The organism is Bradyrhizobium pachyrhizi (assembly GCF_001189245.1).
GTDB lineage: Bacteria > Pseudomonadota > Alphaproteobacteria > Rhizobiales > Xanthobacteraceae > Bradyrhizobium > Bradyrhizobium pachyrhizi.
In genome coordinates, this window is record NZ_LFIQ01000070.1 from 1 (window position 1) to 323 (window position 323).

Here is a 323-nt window from a genome sequence, read left to right on the forward strand (position 1 = left end):
GTTCGAGAACATGGGCGCCCAGATGGTGCGTGAGGTCGCTGCCAAGGCGGCGGACGCCGCCGGCGACGGCACCACCACCGCCACGGTGCTTGCGGCTGCCATCGTGCGCGAAGGCGCCAAGTCGGTCGCCGCCGGCATGAACCCGATGGACCTGAAGCGCGGTATCGACCTCGCGGTCGAAGCCGTCGTTGCGGACCTCCAGAAGAACTCCAAGAAGGTCACCTCGAACGAGGAGATCGCCCAGGTCGGCACCATTTCGGCCAACGGCGATGCCGAGATCGGCAAGTTTCTCGCCGACGCCATGAAGAAGGTCGGCAACGAGG

Annotated in this window: 1 protein-coding gene; it reads left to right on the forward strand. The window is 66.3% G+C overall.

Annotation, left to right across the window (positions count from 1 at the left end):
• On the forward strand, window positions 1-323 hold a 323-nt coding region (locus AKL29_RS14590), incomplete at both ends, for a TCP-1/cpn60 chaperonin family protein (protein ID WP_283809402.1).